Below are 18,426 nucleotides of genomic sequence, written 5' to 3' on the forward strand. Positions count from 1 at the left end.
TGCGCGTGGATCGGGTAAAGCAAGGCGCGCAAGGCGAAGGTCGGCGGTCTCAGTACTCCGCCTCCGCTCGCCGTCCGCCGCGCTCCCAGGCCCGGTCCTCGGATGCCCCGCGAACCGGTCAGTACCGGCCGACGACGCCGCCGTCGCAGCGGCTCGACGAAGACCGCTACCGCCCGGGCGGCCGCCGGACCAGCGCCCAGCCGCTCAGCGCGTCCTGGAAGCCGCACGAGTCCGGTGACGCCGGGTCCAAGGCCGCCAAGCGCAAGAACAAGGGCGGCATCGGCCATTTCGCCAAGACCTACGGCTGGCGCGTGTACGCGCTGCCGATCCTCGTGGTGATCACCGCGCTGGTCGTGTTCAACACCGCCACCGGCCCGGCCGAGCCGATCGCCTCCGACGGGACGAGCGTCGCTTCGTCCGACAGTTCGGGTGGTGACGGCGGCGAAAGCGGTGCCGGTGTCGACGGCAGCGGCGACGTCCTCCCGGAGAACCCGGCCAAACCGGTCGACCTCAAGATCCCGACCGCCGAACTGCCCAAGGGGTCCAACTTCACCGAGTCCGGTCAGGGCACCTATCACGTGGTGCCGGGCAAGGGTGCGAAGGTCGGTACAGGACAGCTGTACACGTACACCGTCGAGGTCGAGGACGGCATCGATCCGGCCAGCTACATGGGCGACGACAGCTTCGCCAGGTCGGTCGAGGAGACCCTGTCCGATCCCAAGAGCTGGACGTGGGACGGCAAGAAGGCACTCCAGCGCGTCGACGCGAGTTACCCGAACCCCAACTTCCGGGTGAGTCTCACCACACCGAACACGACGCACCGCGCGGACGTCTGCATGTTCCAGATCACCTACGAGACCTCGTGCTACCGGTCGAGCTTCGACAAGCGCGTGGTGATCAATCTCGCCCGCTGGGTGCGCGGGGCGGTGGCGTTCCAGACCGACATGGTGTCGTACCGCCAGTACGCGATCAACCACGAAGTCGGCCACGCCCTGGGCGGAAAGCACGTGGGCTGCCCCGAGAACGGCGCGATGGCGCCGGTCATGATGCAGCAGACCTTCGGCGTGTCCAACGACTACGTCGCGCAGTTGAACGACCTTCCCGGAGGGGACCGCGGCAGGGTGCCCGCCGACGGCAAGGTCTGCAAACCCGGCTCCTGGCCGAACCCGACACCTTAGTGCCCGACGTCTCACCTGCTGGAACATCCCAGGATATGAAACAGGGGAAGTCGTTTCCGCCCTCTCTTGTTGTAGATACTGGGATGCGACCCGCGATCCACGCGAGATGGAGGACCCGATGTCAGGCACGCTGCCGCCGCTCGTCGAGCCGGCCGCCGAGCTCACCAAGGAAGAGGTGGCCCGGTACAGCCGTCACCTGATCATCCCGGACGTCGGGGTGACCGGGCAGAAGCGGCTGAAGAACGCCAAGGTGCTGGTCATCGGCGCCGGTGGCCTCGGCAGCCCGGCGCTGCTGTACCTGGCCGCGGCCGGGGTCGGCACGCTCGGCATCGTCGACTTCGACGAGGTCGACGAATCGAATCTGCACCGCCAGGTCATCCACGGCCAGTCCGACATCGGCAAGCTCAAGGCCGCGTCGGCGCAGGAGACGATCGCCGAGATCAACCCGTTCGTGAAGGTGCACCTGCACACCGACCGGCTCGAGTCGTCGAACGCGCTGGAGCTGTTCGAGCAGTACGACCTGATCCTCGACGGCACCGACAACTTCGCGACGCGGTATCTGGTCAACGACGCCGCCGTGCTCACCGGGAAGCCCTATGTGTGGGGCTCGATCTACCGGTTCGAGGGGCAGGCGAGCGTGTTCTGGGAAGACGCGCCGAACGGCAAGGGCCTCAACTACCGCGACCTCTACCCCGAGCCGCCGCCGCCCGGCATGGTCCCGTCGTGCGCCGAGGGCGGCGTGCTGGGCGTGCTGTGCGCGTCGATCGGTTCGATCATGGTGAACGAGGCGATCAAGCTGATCACCGGCATCGGTGAGCCGCTGCTGGGCAGGCTCGTCAGCTACGACGCGCTGGAGATGAAGTACCGCGAGGTCAAGATCCGCAAGGATCCGGAGACCCCGAAGATCACCGGGCTCATCGACTACGAAGCCTTCTGTGGCGTCGTGTCCGACGAAGCCGCTTCGGCCGCCGCGGGCAGCACGATCACTCCGGCGGAGCTCAAGGCCAAGTTCGACAACGGCGACAACTTCGCTCTCATCGACGTCCGCGAGCCGCACGAGTACGAGATCGTCAACATCAAGGGCGCGACGCTGATTCCGAAGGACCGGATCCTCTCGGGCGAGGCGCTGGCGGAACTGCCGCAGGACAAGCCGATCGTGCTGCACTGCAAGTCGGGCGCGCGTTCGGCGGAGGCGCTCGCCGCGCTGCACCAGGCCGGATTCAAGGACGCGACCCACCTCGGTGGCGGAGTGCTGGCTTGGGCGCGGCAGATCGACCAGAGCCTGCCGACGTACTGACGCCTCACTGCCGCTGAGCAGCGGAAAGAGAGCAAGGGACCTTTGCTGTCGTTGGTTAGTGCGCTAACGAACGATAGCAAAGGTCCCTTGCTATCGTTTCTCTCGATGTTGAGATAAGCGGAAGTCCGTGAAGGAGGCCTTCACGGACTCTGGGTCCCTCAAGGAGGCCTTCACGGACGCGCCCGGAGCCGTTCGGGGGATCACGGCGGAAGAACGGCTGGTCAGGAGTGATCGTGTCTTGCGTATCGCTACTCACTGACCAGCGCGTCTTCTCGTTCGTGGCGCGGAAGACGGGGTAACGTGCCGAGCCGTGCGTGCCACCCTTGAGAGCCCTCCGGATCACGTCTGTTCGGCGTTCGGCGGACGTGACGGTGACGCGGAGCCGATGCCCGGCACCACCGCTTGGCGTTACGCCGATCTCGTGCTCAAGCCGGTCGTGGACAAGTCGCGGACCCTGTGGACGGCGAGGGCGCTGGAAGCCGTCGACGAGCCTGGCCTGCGGGTCGCGAAACCGGTCCGGTCCAGTGACGGCCGTTGGGTGGTCGGCGGCTGGTCGGCGAACCGGTTCGTGTCCGGGACGGCCGAGCACCGCTACGACGAGGTCGTGCACACGGCGGTCAAACTGCACCGGGCGACGGCGGGACTGCCGCGGCCGGACTTCCTGGGACGGCGCACCGATCTCGAGGCACTGGCCGACAAACTCGCCTGGGGCGAGGCGGACATGCCTCTCGACGAGAACAAGGGCGGCCGCTGGTTCGAGGTGCTGGCCGGCTCCCGAAGACCGGTCAAACTGCCGGACCAGGTCGTCCACGGGGAGTTGCTCGCCGGGGTGCTGTTCGACGGCGACGCGGCCCCCGGCATCGTCGATTTCGTGCCGTACTACCGGCCGGGTGAATGGGGCGCCGCGATCGTCGCGGTCGACGCGCTGGCCTGGGGCGGCGCCACCATAGACCTGCTCGAACGCTGGGCGCATCTGCCCGAATGGCCCCAGCTCCTGCTGCGCGCGGTCCTCTTCCGCCTGGCCGCCAACGCCCTCGACCCGCGGTCGACGCGAGCGGCGCACGATGGGCTCCGCGCGGCCGCGCGCGACGTGAGCGCCGTCTTGTAGCGCCGTGGAGGCCCCCGGAAGAAGGCCTCCACGGCTCGATCACTCGGTGCGCAGGCTCTCCGTCTTCGCCGCCGAGCGCACGGACGGCAGCGTCGACACCGTCACCAGCAGCACCATCACGATCGCCGCCGCGGCGAGCAGCCCGACCGCGGCCCAGTCGACGTACAGCGACGTCCAGAACATGCGCCTGCCGATCGCGGCGACGCCGATCCCGGTGGCCGTCGCGATCACCACCCCCAACAGCAGCGGGATGCCGTTCTGCCACACCAGGGAACGCAGGATCACGCGCACCGGGACCCCGGTGGCGGACAGCGCGCCGAGGGCCCGCCGCCGTTCCCGGACCTGTTCCTGCGCGAGCACCAGCAGGCTCACCCCGGCCAGCAGCAGGACGAACAGCGCGCCGCCGAGCAGGATGTCCCGCGCGTCCCCGAACATCCTGGCCTCGTCGGTGATCCGGTTCTTGTTGTACGAGGCCACGTTGGCCTGCCAGCCGAACGGGGCGACCGAGTTCCGCACCAGTTCGACGAAGTCCGGATTCGCCGCCTCGTCACGGAGGGCCACCGTGACCGAGGCGCCGGTCAGATCGACGCCCGCCATCGCGGACGGCGTCGCGAACACGCGCACCCCTTGGTGCTCGGCGATGCCCGACGGCTTCGAGCCGAGCGGTCGCGGCGTCGCCGGAATGGTCCAGGGCTGTTCCTTCTTGTCCAGGTCGGTGAGTGTCACCGACTGTCCTTTGTGGAACGACGGGGCGTCGGCGAACACATCGCCGTCGTGGCATCCCGTCACTCCCGCCGCCGCTTCGATCGTGGCGCAGTCGGCGACGGCGAACGACGAGAGCGCGTTGTCCATGGTGACGAACAGCGAGCGCATGGCCTGGAAATCGGCCGCGCCCGGTACCGCGCGCACCGCGGCCACCGCCTTGTCCGCCACCGGGCTCTCGGCGTAGACGATCGTCCGTCCGGCTGTCCTGTCCGGGTAGCCGCCCTGTACCGCCTGTCCCGCCAGCAGGCTCTGCAACCCGATCGCCCCGGCGAGCACCACGCAAAGGCCCGCGACCACTCGCGCGGGGGTCCCGCTGTCGCTTTGCAGACGGCGGATCGCGAGCTGGAAGGACGGCGACCCGCCCTTGATCCGGGAAACGGCGCGTTCCAGCAGCCACGGCAGCAGTGCCGGGATCCCGAGCATCAGTAACACCGCCCCGCCGATCACCGCCATGCGGTCGAGTTCGTTCGCCACGCTGAAGCCCGGGAGTATCAAGGCGATTCCGGCGAGGGCCGGCAGCAGCCGCCACCACAACCGCCGCTTCGGCGGTGTGGTCTCGCGGACGACGCCGAGCGGTTCGACGATCGTGTGCCGCTGGGCGAACCAGGCCGTCACCACCGTCAGCGCGGGGACGACGAGCACGATCAGCACCACCAGCGGCCACGACGGCGTGAGGTCCTTCGGGTAGAGCCCGAAACGGAACACCTGGAAGTTCGCCACCGTGCCGCGGAAGAGGAGGAACAGTGCGGCGCCGACGACGAGCCCGGCCGCGGCGCCCACGAGCGATTCCGCCGCGGTGATCCGGCGCAGCTGCCGGACGGACGTGCCCGCCAGCCGCAACGCGGCGAGCCGCCGGTCCCGTGCGGCGCCGCCGAGCCGGGAGATCGTCCCGATGAAGACGAACACCGGTGTGAGCAGGACGAAGAGCCCGATCAGCAGCAGGGCCAGGACTCCCTGTTCGATCATGTTGTCGTAGCCGGGTGCGGCGCCGAAGCCGTAGGCCGGCGGTCCTTGCAGCGTGTCCGAGCCGACGTAGGCGACCAGGTCGTTCGGATTGAGCGCGGTCCCTTCGGCGATGACCCCGACCTGCTTGCCGGGCAGCCGTGGCCGCAGCAGGCCGCTGGTGTCGGACGCGACGAGTTCGTCCAGCTTCGGCGAGAGGAAGACCTCACCCGGCGCGGGCAGCCGGTCCACCCCCGGCGGGACCGGCGAATTCGGACCGGTGGGCCGCAGGTGGATGAAGGAGATCGCCTGACCGCGGAAGTCGGTCGTCGTCCGGCTGTAGGTCAGCGGGTCGACGCCCGGGATCGGTTCGCTCCGGATGGAGGCGGCGAACACGCGTTGGTCACGGTTGTCCTTGATGGTGCCCGCGGAGGCGCCGGTCAGGAGGATCGCCACCGCCAGCCCGATGCCGAAGGCACTCAGGACGAGCCTGACGATCGAGCCCCGGCCGCCCCCGACGGCCAGCCGGAACCCCAGCATCAGGTCTTCGCGTCCGGTCACCGGGTCACCACCGGTTCACGTGTCCTGCCGTCTCTCACGATGACCTCCCGGTCTGAGTAGGCGGCCACCCTCGGTTCGTGGGTGACCAGAACGACGGCGGCGTCGGTCTGCTTGGCCGTTTCGGACAGCAGACGCATGACGAGTTCGCCGCTGAGCGTGTCCAGCGCGCCTGTCGGTTCGTCGGCGAAGATCACCGCGGGTTCGGTGATCAAGGCCCTGGCCATGGCGACCCGCTGACTCTGTCCGCCCGAGATCCGGCCGGGGGTGTTGTCGGCCGAGTCGCCGACCTCCAGCCGGTCGAGCCAGGTCCGCGCGATCCGCTCGGCGGGTCGGCGTTTCATCCCGCCCAGACGCAGGGGCAGCGCGACGTTCTCCAGGCAGCTCAGTTCCGGCACGAGCTGCCCGAACTGGAAGACGAAGCCGAATTCGGTACGCCGCAAGGCACTGCGTTCGCCGTCGGGCATGGTCGCGAGGTCGCGGCCGCGGAACAGCACCTCGCCCCGGTCGGGCCGCACGATGCCGGACAGGCAGTGCAGCAGAGTCGACTTCCCGGATCCCGACGGGCCCATGATCGCGACGATCTCGCCGGCTTCGAGCGTCAGCCCGGCCCCGGCGAGCGCCTGATCGGGGCCGAAAGCCTTGTACAGGCCCGAGCCTTGTAACAACGGTGTTTCCACTTTGTGGTCCCCAGGTCAGCGCGTCAGCTGTCGCGCGAGGTCGTCGAGCCGGGCGGTGGTGAGCTCCAGCCAGCGCAGGTCCGCTTCCAGGTGGAAGAGCGCGTGATCACAGATCAGCTGGTCGGCGAGGTCGCCGTCGGTTTTGCGGGCGGTGAGCTCACGCATGGCGCGAAGGTGGGAAGCGCGCTGGGTGTCGAGCAGATCCTGGGCGCCGCGGCCGGACAGGAGCGCGAGCACGACCTTGGTGTAGAGCGTGTTCTGCAGGTAGACCGAGGGACTTTCCGGACTTTTCAGCCATTCCTCGACGTTGGTGACGCCGGCTTCGGTGATCGCGTACCGCTTCCGGTCAGGACCGCCGCCCGCTTCGACGCCGTTCTCCTCGACGAGACCGTTCTTCAGCAGCCGGTTCAGCGTCGAGTAGACCTGCCCGTAGTGCAGCGGCCGGTCCTGGCGGAACTGCTTGTCGTAGAGCTGTTTGAGGTCGTAACCGTGCTTGGGGCCGGCTTCGAGCAGGCCGAGCAAGGTGTTCCCGATGGACATGCGGGCGACTATACACACGATCTATACACATGGTGAATAGTCGTCCTGGTGAGTGGTGAGGACAGTTGGGGGAGGGGCTCGGGACTCTCGCCGCTCCTCGATGCCGTCGCGCAGGGGCGAGGCCCGACCTCACGGTGTGACGTCCATCGGCGGCGGGCAATGTCAAACGCCTGAAACATTCGGGAGTTTCCAGGTAACACGGCCTCCCTACCTTCAAGCGCCATCGACGCCTGGAGGAGGTGCCCGTGCCGCTCGCCACCCCTGTCCCCACCCGCGCGGTGGACACGCACTGCCCGTACTGTGCCCTGCAGTGCGGGATGAGCCTCGACGGCGTCCGCGTCACGCCGCGCGACTTCCCGGTCAACGCCGGCGGCCTGTGCCAGAAGGGATGGACGTCGGGGGAGCTCCTCACCTCGCCGTCCCGTTTGACGACGCCGCTGATCCGCGTCGACGGCGAGCTCCGGCCGGCGACCTGGGAGCAGGCGCTCGACCTCGTCGCGCGGCGCCTCACCGAGATCCGGGCCGCCAAGGGCGCCGACTCGGTCGCCGTCTTCGGCGGCGGCGGGCTCACCAACGAGAAGGCGTACCTGCTGGGGAAGTTCGCCCGCGTCGCGCTCGGAACTTCGCAGATCGACTACAACGGCCGGTTCTGCATGTCCTCGGCGGCCGCCGCCGGGATCAAGGCGTTCGGCGCCGATCGCGGGATGCCGTTCCCGGTCACGGATCTCGCCGAGGCCGACGCCGTCCTGCTGATCGGCGCGAACCCGGCCGAGACGATGCCGCCGTTCACGCAGCACCTCACGCGCGCGGACCTGATCGTCGTAGACCCGCGCCGTACCCCGACCGCCGAACTGGCCGGACTCCATCTCGCGCCCGCGCCGGGCACCGATCTCGCTCTCGCGCAAGGAATCCTGCACGCCGTCGTCGCCGACGACCTGCTCAATAGGTCCTATGTGGACGATCGTACGGGCGGCTTCGAGGAACTGTGGCGCTCGGTCGCGGCGTGGTGGCCGGAACGCGTGGAGCAGGTCACCGGCGTTTCCGCCGCGGACCAGCGCCGCGTCGCCGCCAAGCTCGCCGCGGCCCGCAACGCCTATGTCCTCACCGCTCGCGGCACCGAACAGCACGCCAACGGCACCGCGATGGTCAACGCCTGGATCAACCTCTCGCTCGCCCTCGGGCTGCCCGGGCGCGAGGGGTCCGGGTTCGGCTGCCTGACCGGGCAAGGCAACGGGCAAGGCGGGCGCGAGCACGGCCAGAAGGCCGATCAGCTGCCCGGCTACCGCAAGATCGACGACCCCGCCGCCCGCGAGTACGTCGCCGGGGTCTGGGGTGTCCCGCCGGAATCCCTGCCGGGGCCGGGCCGTTCGGCCGTCGAGCTGCTGGAGGCGCTCGGGACCGAAGACGGGCCGAGCGCGTTGATGGTGTTCGGCAGCAACCTCGTCGTTTCCGCGCCCCGTGCGGGGAACATCCAGGAGAAAGTGTCCTCTTTGGACTTCCTGGTGGTCTCGGATCTCGTCCTGTCGGAGACCGCGGCCATGGCCGACGTCGTCCTGCCGGTCACCCAGTGGGCCGAGGAGGACGGCACGATGACCAACCTCGAAGGCCGGATCCTGCTGCGGCGCAAGGCGATCGACCCGCCGTCCGGCGCGAAGACCGATCTTTACGTGCTTTCCGAACTCGCCCGCCGGTTCGGCCAGCCCGACGGACGGTTCCCGGCGGACGCCGAGACCGTCTTCGCCGAGCTCCGCCGGGCGTCGAAGGGCGGTGTCGCCGACTACTCGGGCATCACCTACGACCGGCTCCGCGACGGCGAGGCGCTGTACTGGCCCGTTCCGGCGGAGTCGCATCCCGGTACGCCGCGGATGTTCCTCGACCGGTTCGCCCATCCGGACGGCCGCGCGCGGTTCGTCCCGGTGGACCACGTCGGCCCGGCCGAGGTGCCCGACGCCGAATTCCCCTTGCAGGCCACCACCGGCCGGGTCCTGCAGCACTACCAGTCCGGGGCGCAGACCCGGCTGGTCAAGGAACTCAACGACGTCGTGGCGGAGGCCTTCGTGGAAGTTCATCCCGACACCGCCGCCCGGGCGGGACTGGCCGAGGGTGATCTCGCGCTGGTGCGGTCCCGGCGCGGGGAGACCGTCGCCCGGGTCCGCTGCGTGCCGTCCCTGCGCCCGGACCTGGTGTTCCTGCCGTTCCACTTCCCCGGTGAGGGCAGGGCGAACCTGCTGACCAACCCGGCGCTCGATCCGACCAGCCGGATGCCCGAGTTCAAGGTGTGCGCGGTCGCGCTCGCCCCGGCCGAGGTCGTCGCGTGAGCCCCCGGTCGGTGGTCATCGCCGGATACGGGATGGCGGGCGCGCGGCTCGCGGACGAGATCCAGCGCCGCGATCCCGAGGGCGAACGCGTGCGGCTCACCGTCGTCGGCGCGGAGCACCACACCGCCTACAACCGGGTGCTGCTCTCGTCGGTGGTGGCGGGCACCATGCGGCCCGACGCGGTCCGGCTGCACGACGACGAATGGCCGTCCCGCACCCGCGCGGACCTGCGACGGGGCGTCTCCGCGACGTCGATCGACCGTGCGGCACGGCGGATCCATCTCGACGACGGGTCCACTGTGGACTATGACGCGCTCGTGCTCGCCACCGGCGCGAACCCGTGGATGCCGCCGGTCGAGGGGCTCGAACCCGGCCCGGACGTCGTCGCGTTCCGCACCCTCGACGACTGCGCCCGCATCCTCGACGCCGCCAAACTGGGCGCACCGGTCGCCGTCCTCGGCGGCGGCCTGCTCGGCCTGGAGGCCGCGCGAGGTCTGGCGGGGCGCGGAAATCTCGTCACCGTCGTGCATCCGATGCCGCACATCATGGAACGGCAGCTGGACGCGGAATCGGCGCGGGTGCTGACCAGGAAGCTCGAAGAACTCGGTGTCGACTTCCGGCTCGGCGTCGGGGCCGCGCGGTACGTCAGCGGCGACGGGCTCAAACTCGACGACGGCACGCATGTGCCCGCCGACCTCATCGTCGTCTCCACCGGGGTCCGGCCCGAGACGAAACTGGCCGCGGACGCCGGGCTGGCCGTCGAGAACGGCATCGTCGTGGACGATCTGCTGCGCACCAGCGACGGCCGGATCCACGCGATCGGCGACTGCGCGAAACATCCCGGCGCGTTCGGCGGGCTCGTGCAACCCGCGTGGGAGCAGGCGGCCGTCGTCGCGGATCTGGTCACCGGGACGAAATCCGCGTCGCGCTACCGCGGCACCCAGGCGGTCACCCGGCTCAAGGCCCGCGGCATCGACCTCACCGCGCTCGGCGAGACGATGACCGCCGCGGACGACCCGACCGCTGACGTGCTGACCTTCAGCGACCCGGCGGGCTGCCGCTACGGCAAGCTCGTCGTCCGCGAAAACCGGGTGGCGGGCGCGATCCTGCTCGGCCTTCCCGACGCGGCCGCGATGATCACGCAGCTCTACGACCGGGGCACGCCGGTGCCCGAAGACCGGCTCGCCGTCCTTTTGGGACGCGCGCTGCCCGCCGGGGCGCCGTCGGCGTCGAGCCCGGCCGATCTGCCCGCGTCGGCGGTCATCTGCCGCTGCAACGCGGTGACCAAGGGGCGGCTCGTCGAGGCCTGGCGCGCCGGCGCCACCGACGTCCCCGCCCTCGCCGGGGCGACCCGCGCGACCACTGGCTGCGGCGACTGCAAGGACGCCGTCGGCGGGGTCGCGAAATGGCTGGCCGCCCAGTGAACCCGAACGCATCCACCACCGAGGAGGACCGCATGACCGCTCGCGGTAAACGCTGGATCGAGCACTGGGACCCGGAGGACGAGCGGTTCTGGGAGGAGACCGGGAAGAGGATCGCCCGGCGGAACCTCTGGTTCTCCGTCCTGGCCGAGCACATCGGCTTCTCCGTCTGGACACTGTGGTCGGTCATGGTCCTGTTCATGGGACCGCAGTACGGTCTCTCAGCCGCGGACAAGTTCCTGCTCGTCTCGACACCGACGCTGATCGGCGCGTTCATGCGGCCGCTGTACACCTTCGCCGTCGCGAGGTTCGGCGGCCGGAACTGGACGATCGTCAGCGCGCTGCTGCTGCTGGCGCCGACGGTCCTCGCGGCGATCGTGATGGAGCCGGGCACCTCGCTCGGCACGTTCCTGCTGGTCGCCGCGCTCGGCGGGGTCGGCGGCGGGAACTTCGCGTCGTCGATGACCAACATCAACGCGTTCTACCCGGAGAAGCACAAGGGCTGGGCGCTCGGGCTGAACGCGGGTGGCGGGAACCTCGGGGTGGCGGCGATCCAGCTGATCGGCCTGCTGGTCATCGGCACCGTCGGCGCGACCGCGCCCCGGATCGTGCTCGCGATCTACCTCCCGCTGATCGTCCTCGCCGCGACGTGCGCGTACTTCTTCATGGACAACCTCGCCTCGATGAAGGGCGACACCAAGGCGATGCGCGAGGTCGTCAAGGATCCGCACACCTGGGTGATGTCGTTCCTCTACGTCGGCACGTTCGGTTCGTTCATCGGTTACAGCTTCGCGTTCGGCCTGGTGCTGCAGAACCAGTTCGGCCGGACGCCGTTGCAGGCGGCCGCGGTCACCTTCCTCGGACCGCTGCTCGGTTCGTTCTCGCGGCCGACGGGCGGCCGGCTGGCCGACCGGCTCGGCGGCGGCAAGGTCACCTTCGTGACGTTCGTCGGGATGGCCGCGGCGACCGTGGTGCTGATCCTGGCCTCGACGTCGAACTCGCTGGCGCTGTTCACCGTCGCGTTCATCGTGCTGTTCGTGCTGACCGGTGTCGGCAACGGCTCGACGTACAAGATGATCCCGGCGATCTTCCGCGCCAAGGCGAAGGTCGCGATCAGCGAGGGCGCGGACGAGACGCTGGAGATGCTCAGGGCGCGCAAGCTGTCCGGCGCGTTGATCGGGCTGGCGGGGGCGATCGGCGCGCTCGGCGGGTTGTTCATCAACCTGGCCTTCCGGCAGTCGTTCGCGGACACGAAGAGCGGGGTGCCGGCGTTCGTCGCCTTCCTCGTCTTCTACGGGCTGTGCTTCGCCGTCACGTGGGCGGTGTACCTGCGCAAACAGCAGTCGGAGGTGGCGAGCACCCGAGGGCTGGCGCTCGCCGGGGCGGAGGTCTGATGCGGAAACTCGTCGTCGTCGGGCACGGCATGGTCGCGCACCGGCTCGTGGAGGCTGTGCGCGCGGAGGACAAGAGCGGCGAATGGCAGGTCGTGGTGCTCGCCGAGGAGACGCGGCCGGCTTACGATCGGGTCGCGCTGACGTCCTATGTGGACACCTGGGATCCTTCGGCTTTGGCGCTTTCCGGTGCCGACTACACTGGCGATCCGCTGGTCGAGCTGCGGCTCGGTGACGCGGTCGCCTCGGTGGACCGGGAGCGCAAGGCCGTCGTCACCGAGGCCGGGTACGAGCAGCCGTACGACACGCTCGTCCTCGCGACCGGTTCGCGGCCGTTCGTCCCGCCGGTTCCGGGACACGACCTTCCCGGCTGTTTCGTCTACCGGACGATCGAGGATCTCGACGCCATCCGGGAAGCCGCGCAGCGACCCGGGCGCGGACGGCGTTCGGCGGTCGTCATCGGCGGCGGGCTCCTGGGGCTGGAGGCCGCGAAGGCGTTGCGGGACATGGGGCTCTCGCCGCACGTCGTCGAGATGGCGCCGCGGCTGATGCCGTTGCAGGTCGACGAGGGCGGCGGCGGCCTGCTGCGGCGGCTGATCACCGGCCTCGACGTGACCGTCCACACGGGAACGTCGACCGACGCGATCGAGCAGGACGGCTCTCGCTATATCGCGAAACTGGGCAACGGCACCGAACTCGACGTCGACCTGGTCGTGTTCTCCGCCGGGATCCGGCCGCGCGACGACCTCGCGCGTTCGTCCGGGCTGGACGTCGGCGCGCGGGGCGGAGTCCTGGTCGACGACACCTGCCGGACGTCCGATCCGGCGGTGTACGCGATCGGCGAATGCGCGGCCGTGGACGGCAAGGTGTACGGCATCGTGGCGCCCGGGTACGCGATGGCGGAGATCGTCGCGGCGCGGCTGACCGGTGGCGAGGGCACTTTCCCCGAACCGGACATGTCGACGAAACTCAAGCTCATGGGCGTCGACGTCGCCAGCTTCGGCGACGCGCACGCGGCGACCGAGGGCGCGCTGGAGGTCGCGTTCAACGACGCTGTCGCGGGTACGTACAAGAAACTCGTGATCTCGGACGACTCGAAGACGTTGCTCGGCGGGGTGTTGGTCGGCGACGCGAGCGAGTTCAACACGCTCCGGGCGATGGTCGGCAGGCCGCTGCCCGCCGAGCCGGGCGCGATCCTCGCCCCGGCCGGCGGCGGGGCGGCGGTCGGGGTCGACGCGCTGCCCGACGCGGCGCAGATCTGTTCGTGCAACGCGGTTTCCAAGGGCGCGATCACGCACGCGATCACGGATCAGGGCTGCGATTCGGTCGCCAAGATCAAGGGCTGCACGCGGGCGGGAACGGCGTGCGGATCCTGTATCCCATTGCTGGGCAAGCTGCTGACGGCGTGCGGCGTCGAGCAGTCGAAGGCGCTGTGCGAGCACTTCCCGCAGTCCCGCGCGGAGCTGTTCCAGATCCTCCAGGCCACGCGGATCAGCACGTTCAGCGAGATGATCGACCGCTACGGCAGCGGCACCGGCTGCGCGATCTGCAAACCGGTGATCGCGTCCATTCTGGCGACGCTGGGCAACGGGCACATCCTCGACGGCGAGCAGGCGACCCTGCAGGACACCAACGACAAGTTCCTCGCGAACCTCCAGCGCAACGGGACGTACTCGGTGGTCCCGCGCATCCCCGGCGGCGAGGTCACGCCGGAGAAGCTCATGGTGATCGCGCAGGTGGCGATGGACTTCGGGCTGTACACCAAGATCACCGGCGGGCAGCGGATCGACCTGTTCGGCGCCACCGTCGACCAGCTGCCGCTGATCTGGCGACGGCTCGTCGACGCCGGGTTCGAGTCCGGGCACGCGTACGGGAAGTCTTTGCGCACGGTCAAATCCTGCGTCGGTTCGACGTGGTGCCGGTATGGCGTGCAGGACAGCGTCGGGCTCGCGATCGAGCTGGAGCTGCGCTATCGCGGCCTGCGTTCGCCGCACAAGCTGAAATCCGCCGTTTCGGGCTGCGCGAGGGAATGCGCCGAGGCGCGGAGCAAGGACTTCGGCGTCATCGCCACCGACAAGGGCTGGAACCTCTACGTCGGCGGCAACGGCGGCGCGACCCCGAGGCACGCGGACCTGCTGGTGTCCGAAGTGGACACCGAGACGCTGATCCGCACGATCGACCGGTTCCTGATGTTCTACGTCCGCACGGCCGACCGCCTGCAGCGCACCGCGCCGTGGGTCGAGGAGATGGAGGGCGGGCTTGACCACCTGCGCGCGGTGATCGTCGACGACAAGCTCGGCATCTGCGAGGACCTCGACGCGGCGATGGCCAAACACGTCGGCGACTACGCCGACGAATGGCGCGGAGTGCTGGAGGACCCGGAGAAGCTCGCGAAGTTCAGTTCGTTCGTCAACGCGCCGGGAACGCCGGACCCGACGATCTCGTTCCGCACCGAACGCGACCAGAAGGTGCCCGTACTACTGGGCATCCCGGAGGTGAAACAGTGACGACCTCGATCGAGCGCACCTGGACCGCCGTCTGCGCGGCGGGTGCCGTCCCCGAATGGTCCGGTGTCGCAGCCCTGCTCGACGACGGCGTGCAGGTGGCGATCTTCCGGCTGCCCGGCGACCGGTGGTACGCACTGTCCAATCTGGACCCGATCAGCGGAGCCGCGGTGCTTTCGCGCGGCATCGTCGGCGACGCGGGCGGCGTCCCCGTGGTGGCTTCCCCGGTGTACAAGGAACGGTTCGACCTGCGGTCCGGGTCGTGCCTGGACGCCGAAGGGGTCTCGGTCGCGGCGTACGGGGTGCGGGTCACCGGAGGCGTGGTGGAGGTCGAGGCTTCACCGTGACGGAAGTGCTGCCCCTGGCGGGCTTCGTCATCGGGATCACGGCGGCGCGGCGGGCGGACGAGCTCGGCGCGCTGTTCGTGCGTAAGGGCGCGACCGTGCGCTACGGCCCGGCGATCCGGATCGTGCCGCTCGCCGACGACACCGAACTCCGGGCGGCCACGCAGCGCCTGCTCGAAGACCGGGTCGACGCCGTCGTCGCGACGACCGGGATCGGCTTCCGGGGCTGGGTCGAGGCGGCCGAAGGCTGGGGACTGGGGGAGGAGCTGCTGGATCGGCTCGGGAAGTCCTCGCTGCTCGCGCGCGGTCCGAAGGCCAAAGGCGCGATCCGCGCGGCCGGGTTGTCGGAGGACTACTCGCCCGCGTCGGAGAGCAACGCCGAGGTGTTACGGCATCTTCTCGAATCCGATGTGGACGGTCAGCGGGTCGCTGTGCAGCTGCACGGCGAGCCGCTTCCGTACTTTGTGGACGGTCTGCGCGCCGCGGGCGCGGAGGTGATCGAGGTGCCGGTGTACCGCTGGGTCGGCCCGGCCGATCCCGGGCCGCTGGACCGGCTGCTGGACGCGGTCCTCGACGGCTCGGTGGACGCGCTGCCGTTCACCAGCGCGCCGGCCGCCGCGTCCCTGCTCGCGCTGGCGAGGCGGACCGGGCGGCTGCCGGGAATCGTGCGGGCGCTGGAAAAGCGGGTCGTGGCGGCGTGCGTCGGGCCGATCACGGCGGCGCCGCTGGCCGCGCTCGGGATCCCGACGGTCCAGCCCGCCCGGTCGCGGATCGGCGCCTTGGCGCGGACGGTGTCCGAGGCGCTCGAAGCCCGCTCGCCCCGGCTGACGGCGGGCGGGCGGAGTATCGAGCTGCGTGGTCAGGCGGCGCTGGTCGACGGGCAGTGGTGCGACGTCGCGCCCGCGCCGATGGCCATGCTGCGGGCGCTGGCGGAATCCCCGGGCCGAGTGTTCTCGAGGCGGGAGCTGATCTCCGCGTTGCCCGACGGCGGCGAGGAGCACGCCGTCGAGACCGCCATCGGACGTCTGCGGAGTTCCTTGGGCGCGCCGAAACTCGTCCAGACGGTCGTCAAGCGCGGCTACCGCCTGGCCGTCGACCCGTGACTCACGCATTTTGTCCTCTGAATGCGGTCCTTGCACGTGCAACTACCGCATTCAGAGGACGAAATTCGGGAAGTTGTCAGGAGATCTTTCCGGGAATGGGAAGCGCGCGAATATACGCGGGTGCCGCAGCGCGAATAGTGCTTTCAGGAATCGAGCCGGCGAGGGCCTCGATGGCGAGCCGGATTCCGGCGGTGTCCGCACCGCCGAATTGCTCGCGCAAATAGGCGAGTCCGGTGGCGGTCACGCCGCCTACCCGGGGATCCGCAAGAAGTCTTCGGAAAGTGTTGCCGACTTCCCGTACGCGGGTGCCCATCATGAGCCGATAGACGTCGCCGGCATCTTTGTTGGTCAAACGGTCCGGACGCGCAGCGCTGTCATTCAGCCGGTCGTGGATCTTGTGGGCTTTCGCGACCAGGAGTGCTGCGGCTCCTGCGACGTGAACCTGGATTCGACGATCGTCGCCTGGCTCCAGCGCGGCAACCGTCATGAGTGTGCGGTCGACCACCGTGGGTTCCAGGCCGGGTACACGTCGGGCGGCCATTTTGTCGTGGGGCTGGATCTTGACGCTCCTGTTGCCTCCCTCAGCGAGGGTTTGGCCGACCAGTAGGTCCAGTTCGACCTTTGTGGGGGTGTCACCCACCGTTTCAGTACGGCCCCAGAGTCCTGGTTGGTGCTGCTGAAGTCGTTCGAAGCCGGCGCTTCGAAGCGCCTGTTCCAGCAATGGCTCGTCGGCAAGCTGTTGCGGGTCGACGCCGACGTCGCCGTCGGATGTGTAGGCGGCGGTGGCTAGCGGCACCTCCGCGGTTTGGAGATAGACCGCCTGAGCGCCGACGACCGTCAGCGCGTCGAGGTGCCTCTCGAGTGCGGTCAGCCCATCGAGGAGCACTTTCCGAGCGACGATGGTCAGTTCCTGAACGTCGACCCCGTCGGGGACCTTGGCCACGGTTGGATTCATCTTCCTGCGGAGAACTGATGGCGAAGAATTCTATCGGGAAGGTTTCGATTCGAAATGTGCGAGCCAGGGATGCCGCCAGGTTTCCTCTGTGGCCTGCATGAGGTCGAGCACCGCTTCGGCTTCGGCCGGCATTCGCCCAGGACCGGAGAGGCTGTCGATCACCAACTGACTCAGCGCCACGAGTGGGATGCCAGCGACCTTGTGAGGACGTTTGAAGACCACTGGGTCACGTGCGCGTATCAGGAGGACTTCGGCGCTGTGCTCGACAGGCAGCAGGTCGAGTTCGTCGGCAATTTTATCGATGGAGCCGGGAGAGCCGTCGACGTAGAGCATCAGTTGGCCGCCGGTGGCGAGCGGAGCTACCGCGCGCGCGGCGTACGGGCCGGTCACCAGCACCTGCGGATCTCCATGGGGAGAGTGCGGAAACGTGGCCAGCTCGCGTAGAACCGACTTGGTGCCGGCAGGCGCGATCATCCCGACGTAGTTTTTGTCGTTGAGCAGCTTGGTCGTCGAAGCCCGGGCGCGCAGAAGATTGACCCAGTCGACGTCGGTGATCGTACGGTTCGTACGTTCGATCAGGAGCTGATCGTCGAGCGCGCCCAGCAAGCGCGAGACCCAGCCCAAATCGACTTGTGTCGCGTCCGCGATGTCCTTGGCCTTGTACGGTGGTTTGAAATCCACGAGGAAACGGGCGATCCTGCCTGCTTTCTCTCCCGCCAGAGTGACACGTTTGGCTCCGGTCGCTGTTCCGAGGTTCGCCCGAGGGGAACGTGACGCGCCTTGTATCTGAAGGTGAATCGCAGGATATGTGACCGACAGGAAGACGTTACCGGTCAGGTCGAGGTAGCCGATTCGGTGGTCTCGCAGCTCCTGTTGGACGCGTGGACTGAGCCAAGGCGAGACCACCAGCATGGTCGGTGAGGCGCGCGTGTGCGCCAAGAGGTTTCCGACGGTCCCGAGTTGTGTCTCGACCTCGCGAGGCGTGACCGATTGTCGCGCCGTGATCAACAGTTCCGTGGAAGGGCTGCCACCAGGAGGGGCGATCGTCACCCGGCCATCGAACGTGCCGTGGTCCCCGGGGCCGTCGTCAGCTGACTGCGCGAGTGTCACTGACCAGTCGGCACCAAGCAGCGTATGCAGGGCTCGTATGGCCTGGTCAACCAAGCTTTCAGACTTGCTTTCGGCGACGGACACCCGGCCGATGGTGTCACGAGCGGATACGGAGAGTCAAATAAACTTGCCCCTAGCGGCAACTTGCCCCAGTGGAACAAGTTGACTTCAGGGGCAAGTTTACGCGATATCCTGCCTTGCCTGTGACGCGC

At 68.9% G+C, this 18,426-nt stretch carries 14 protein-coding genes; 9 read left to right on the plus strand and 5 right to left on the minus strand.

What is annotated here, in order from left to right:
* Positions 1–5 precede the first annotated feature (5 nt).
* From AB0N89_RS24395 to AB0N89_RS24405, 3 genes are all read left to right on the plus strand, one after another.
* On the plus strand, positions 6–1,178 hold the full coding sequence (locus AB0N89_RS24395) for a DUF3152 domain-containing protein (RefSeq protein WP_364208077.1): 1,173 nt from the start codon (positions 6–8) through the stop codon (positions 1,176–1,178).
* Positions 1,179–1,296: 118 nt separating this feature from the next.
* Positions 1,297–2,475 (plus strand): adenylyltransferase/sulfurtransferase MoeZ, encoded by a 1,179-nt coding sequence (gene moeZ / locus AB0N89_RS24400; protein ID WP_093933776.1) that lies wholly within the window; start codon positions 1,297–1,299, stop codon positions 2,473–2,475.
* 310 nt (positions 2,476–2,785) lie between these two features.
* On the plus strand, positions 2,786–3,583 hold the full coding sequence (locus AB0N89_RS24405) for a TIGR02569 family protein (RefSeq protein ID WP_364208081.1): 798 nt from the start codon (positions 2,786–2,788) through the stop codon (positions 3,581–3,583).
* A 39-nt stretch (positions 3,584–3,622) separates the two neighbouring features.
* On the opposite strand, the gene AB0N89_RS24410 is transcribed toward AB0N89_RS24405, so the two are convergent.
* From AB0N89_RS24410 to AB0N89_RS24420, 3 genes are read right to left on the minus strand one after another with little or no spacing between them, the layout of a single operon-like run.
* Complete coding sequence (locus tag AB0N89_RS24410) at positions 3,623–5,851, minus strand: FtsX-like permease family protein (RefSeq protein WP_364208084.1); 2,229 nt, start codon at positions 5,849–5,851, stop codon at positions 3,623–3,625.
* Positions 5,848–6,528 carry an ABC transporter ATP-binding protein gene (locus tag AB0N89_RS24415; protein WP_364208087.1) on the minus strand — a complete coding sequence of 227 codons (681 nt, stop codon included), beginning with the start codon at positions 6,526–6,528 and terminating at the stop codon, positions 5,848–5,850. Before AB0N89_RS24415 ends, AB0N89_RS24410 begins: the two co-directional genes overlap by 4 nt.
* Before the next feature lie 15 nt (positions 6,529–6,543).
* Complete coding sequence (locus tag AB0N89_RS24420) at positions 6,544–7,068, minus strand: PadR family transcriptional regulator (protein ID WP_364208090.1); 525 nt, start codon at positions 7,066–7,068, stop codon at positions 6,544–6,546.
* A gap of 245 nt (positions 7,069–7,313) precedes the next feature.
* Between AB0N89_RS24420 and AB0N89_RS24425 the strand changes: the two genes are divergently transcribed.
* The 6 genes from AB0N89_RS24425 to AB0N89_RS24450 are packed head-to-tail and all read left to right on the plus strand — an operon-like array spanning position 7,314 to position 16,149.
* Positions 7,314–9,386, plus strand: a complete 2,073-nt coding sequence (locus tag AB0N89_RS24425) for a molybdopterin oxidoreductase family protein (RefSeq protein WP_364208093.1) — start codon at positions 7,314–7,316, stop codon at positions 9,384–9,386.
* On the plus strand, positions 9,383–10,810 hold the full coding sequence (locus AB0N89_RS24430; protein WP_364208096.1) for an FAD-dependent oxidoreductase: 1,428 nt from the start codon (positions 9,383–9,385) through the stop codon (positions 10,808–10,810). The genes AB0N89_RS24425 and AB0N89_RS24430 overlap by 4 nt, the downstream gene beginning before the upstream one ends.
* A 32-nt stretch (positions 10,811–10,842) precedes the next feature.
* A complete protein-coding gene (locus AB0N89_RS24435; RefSeq protein WP_364208099.1) occupies positions 10,843–12,201 on the plus strand; it encodes a nitrate/nitrite transporter in 1,359 nt (452 codons plus the stop codon).
* Positions 12,201–14,705, plus strand: a complete 2,505-nt coding sequence (nirB, locus tag AB0N89_RS24440) for a nitrite reductase large subunit NirB (RefSeq protein ID WP_364208102.1) — start codon at positions 12,201–12,203, stop codon at positions 14,703–14,705. The genes AB0N89_RS24435 and nirB overlap by 1 nt, the downstream gene beginning before the upstream one ends.
* Entirely contained in the window at positions 14,702–15,049 is a 348-nt protein-coding gene (nirD, locus tag AB0N89_RS24445) for a nitrite reductase small subunit NirD (protein ID WP_364208105.1), read from the plus strand. The genes nirB and nirD overlap by 4 nt, the downstream gene beginning before the upstream one ends.
* Positions 15,046–16,149, plus strand: coding sequence for a uroporphyrinogen-III synthase (locus tag AB0N89_RS24450; RefSeq protein ID WP_364208108.1), 1,104 nt, complete (start codon positions 15,046–15,048; stop codon positions 16,147–16,149). The genes nirD and AB0N89_RS24450 overlap by 4 nt, the downstream gene beginning before the upstream one ends.
* Before the next feature lie 76 nt (positions 16,150–16,225).
* Here AB0N89_RS24450 and AB0N89_RS24455 read toward each other — a convergent pair whose 3' ends face one another.
* Together AB0N89_RS24455 and AB0N89_RS24460 are read right to left on the minus strand one after the other, a co-directional pair.
* Positions 16,226–17,092, minus strand: a complete 867-nt coding sequence (locus tag AB0N89_RS24455; protein ID WP_364208111.1) for a hypothetical protein — start codon at positions 17,090–17,092, stop codon at positions 16,226–16,228.
* A 42-nt stretch (positions 17,093–17,134) separates the two neighbouring features.
* Complete coding sequence (locus AB0N89_RS24460; RefSeq protein WP_364208114.1) at positions 17,135–18,298, minus strand: hypothetical protein; 1,164 nt, start codon at positions 18,296–18,298, stop codon at positions 17,135–17,137.
* Positions 18,299–18,426 lie beyond the last annotated feature (128 nt).

Origin of the sequence: Amycolatopsis sp. NPDC089917 (assembly GCF_040684635.1) — a bacterium.
Classification (GTDB): Bacteria; Actinomycetota; Actinomycetes; order Mycobacteriales; family Pseudonocardiaceae; genus Amycolatopsis.

Coding starts and splice junctions, on each gene's coding strand:
- moeZ (WP_093933776.1), top strand. CDS start 1,297: ATGTCAGGCACGCTGCCGCCGCTCGTCGAGCCGGCCGCCGAGCTCACC.
- nirB (WP_364208102.1), top strand. CDS start 12,201: ATGCGGAAACTCGTCGTCGTCGGGCACGGCATGGTCGCGCACCGGCTC.
- AB0N89_RS24420 (WP_364208090.1), bottom strand. CDS start 7,068: ATGTCCATCGGGAACACCTTGCTCGGCCTGCTCGAAGCCGGCCCCAAG.
- AB0N89_RS24435 (WP_364208099.1), top strand. CDS start 10,843: ATGACCGCTCGCGGTAAACGCTGGATCGAGCACTGGGACCCGGAGGAC.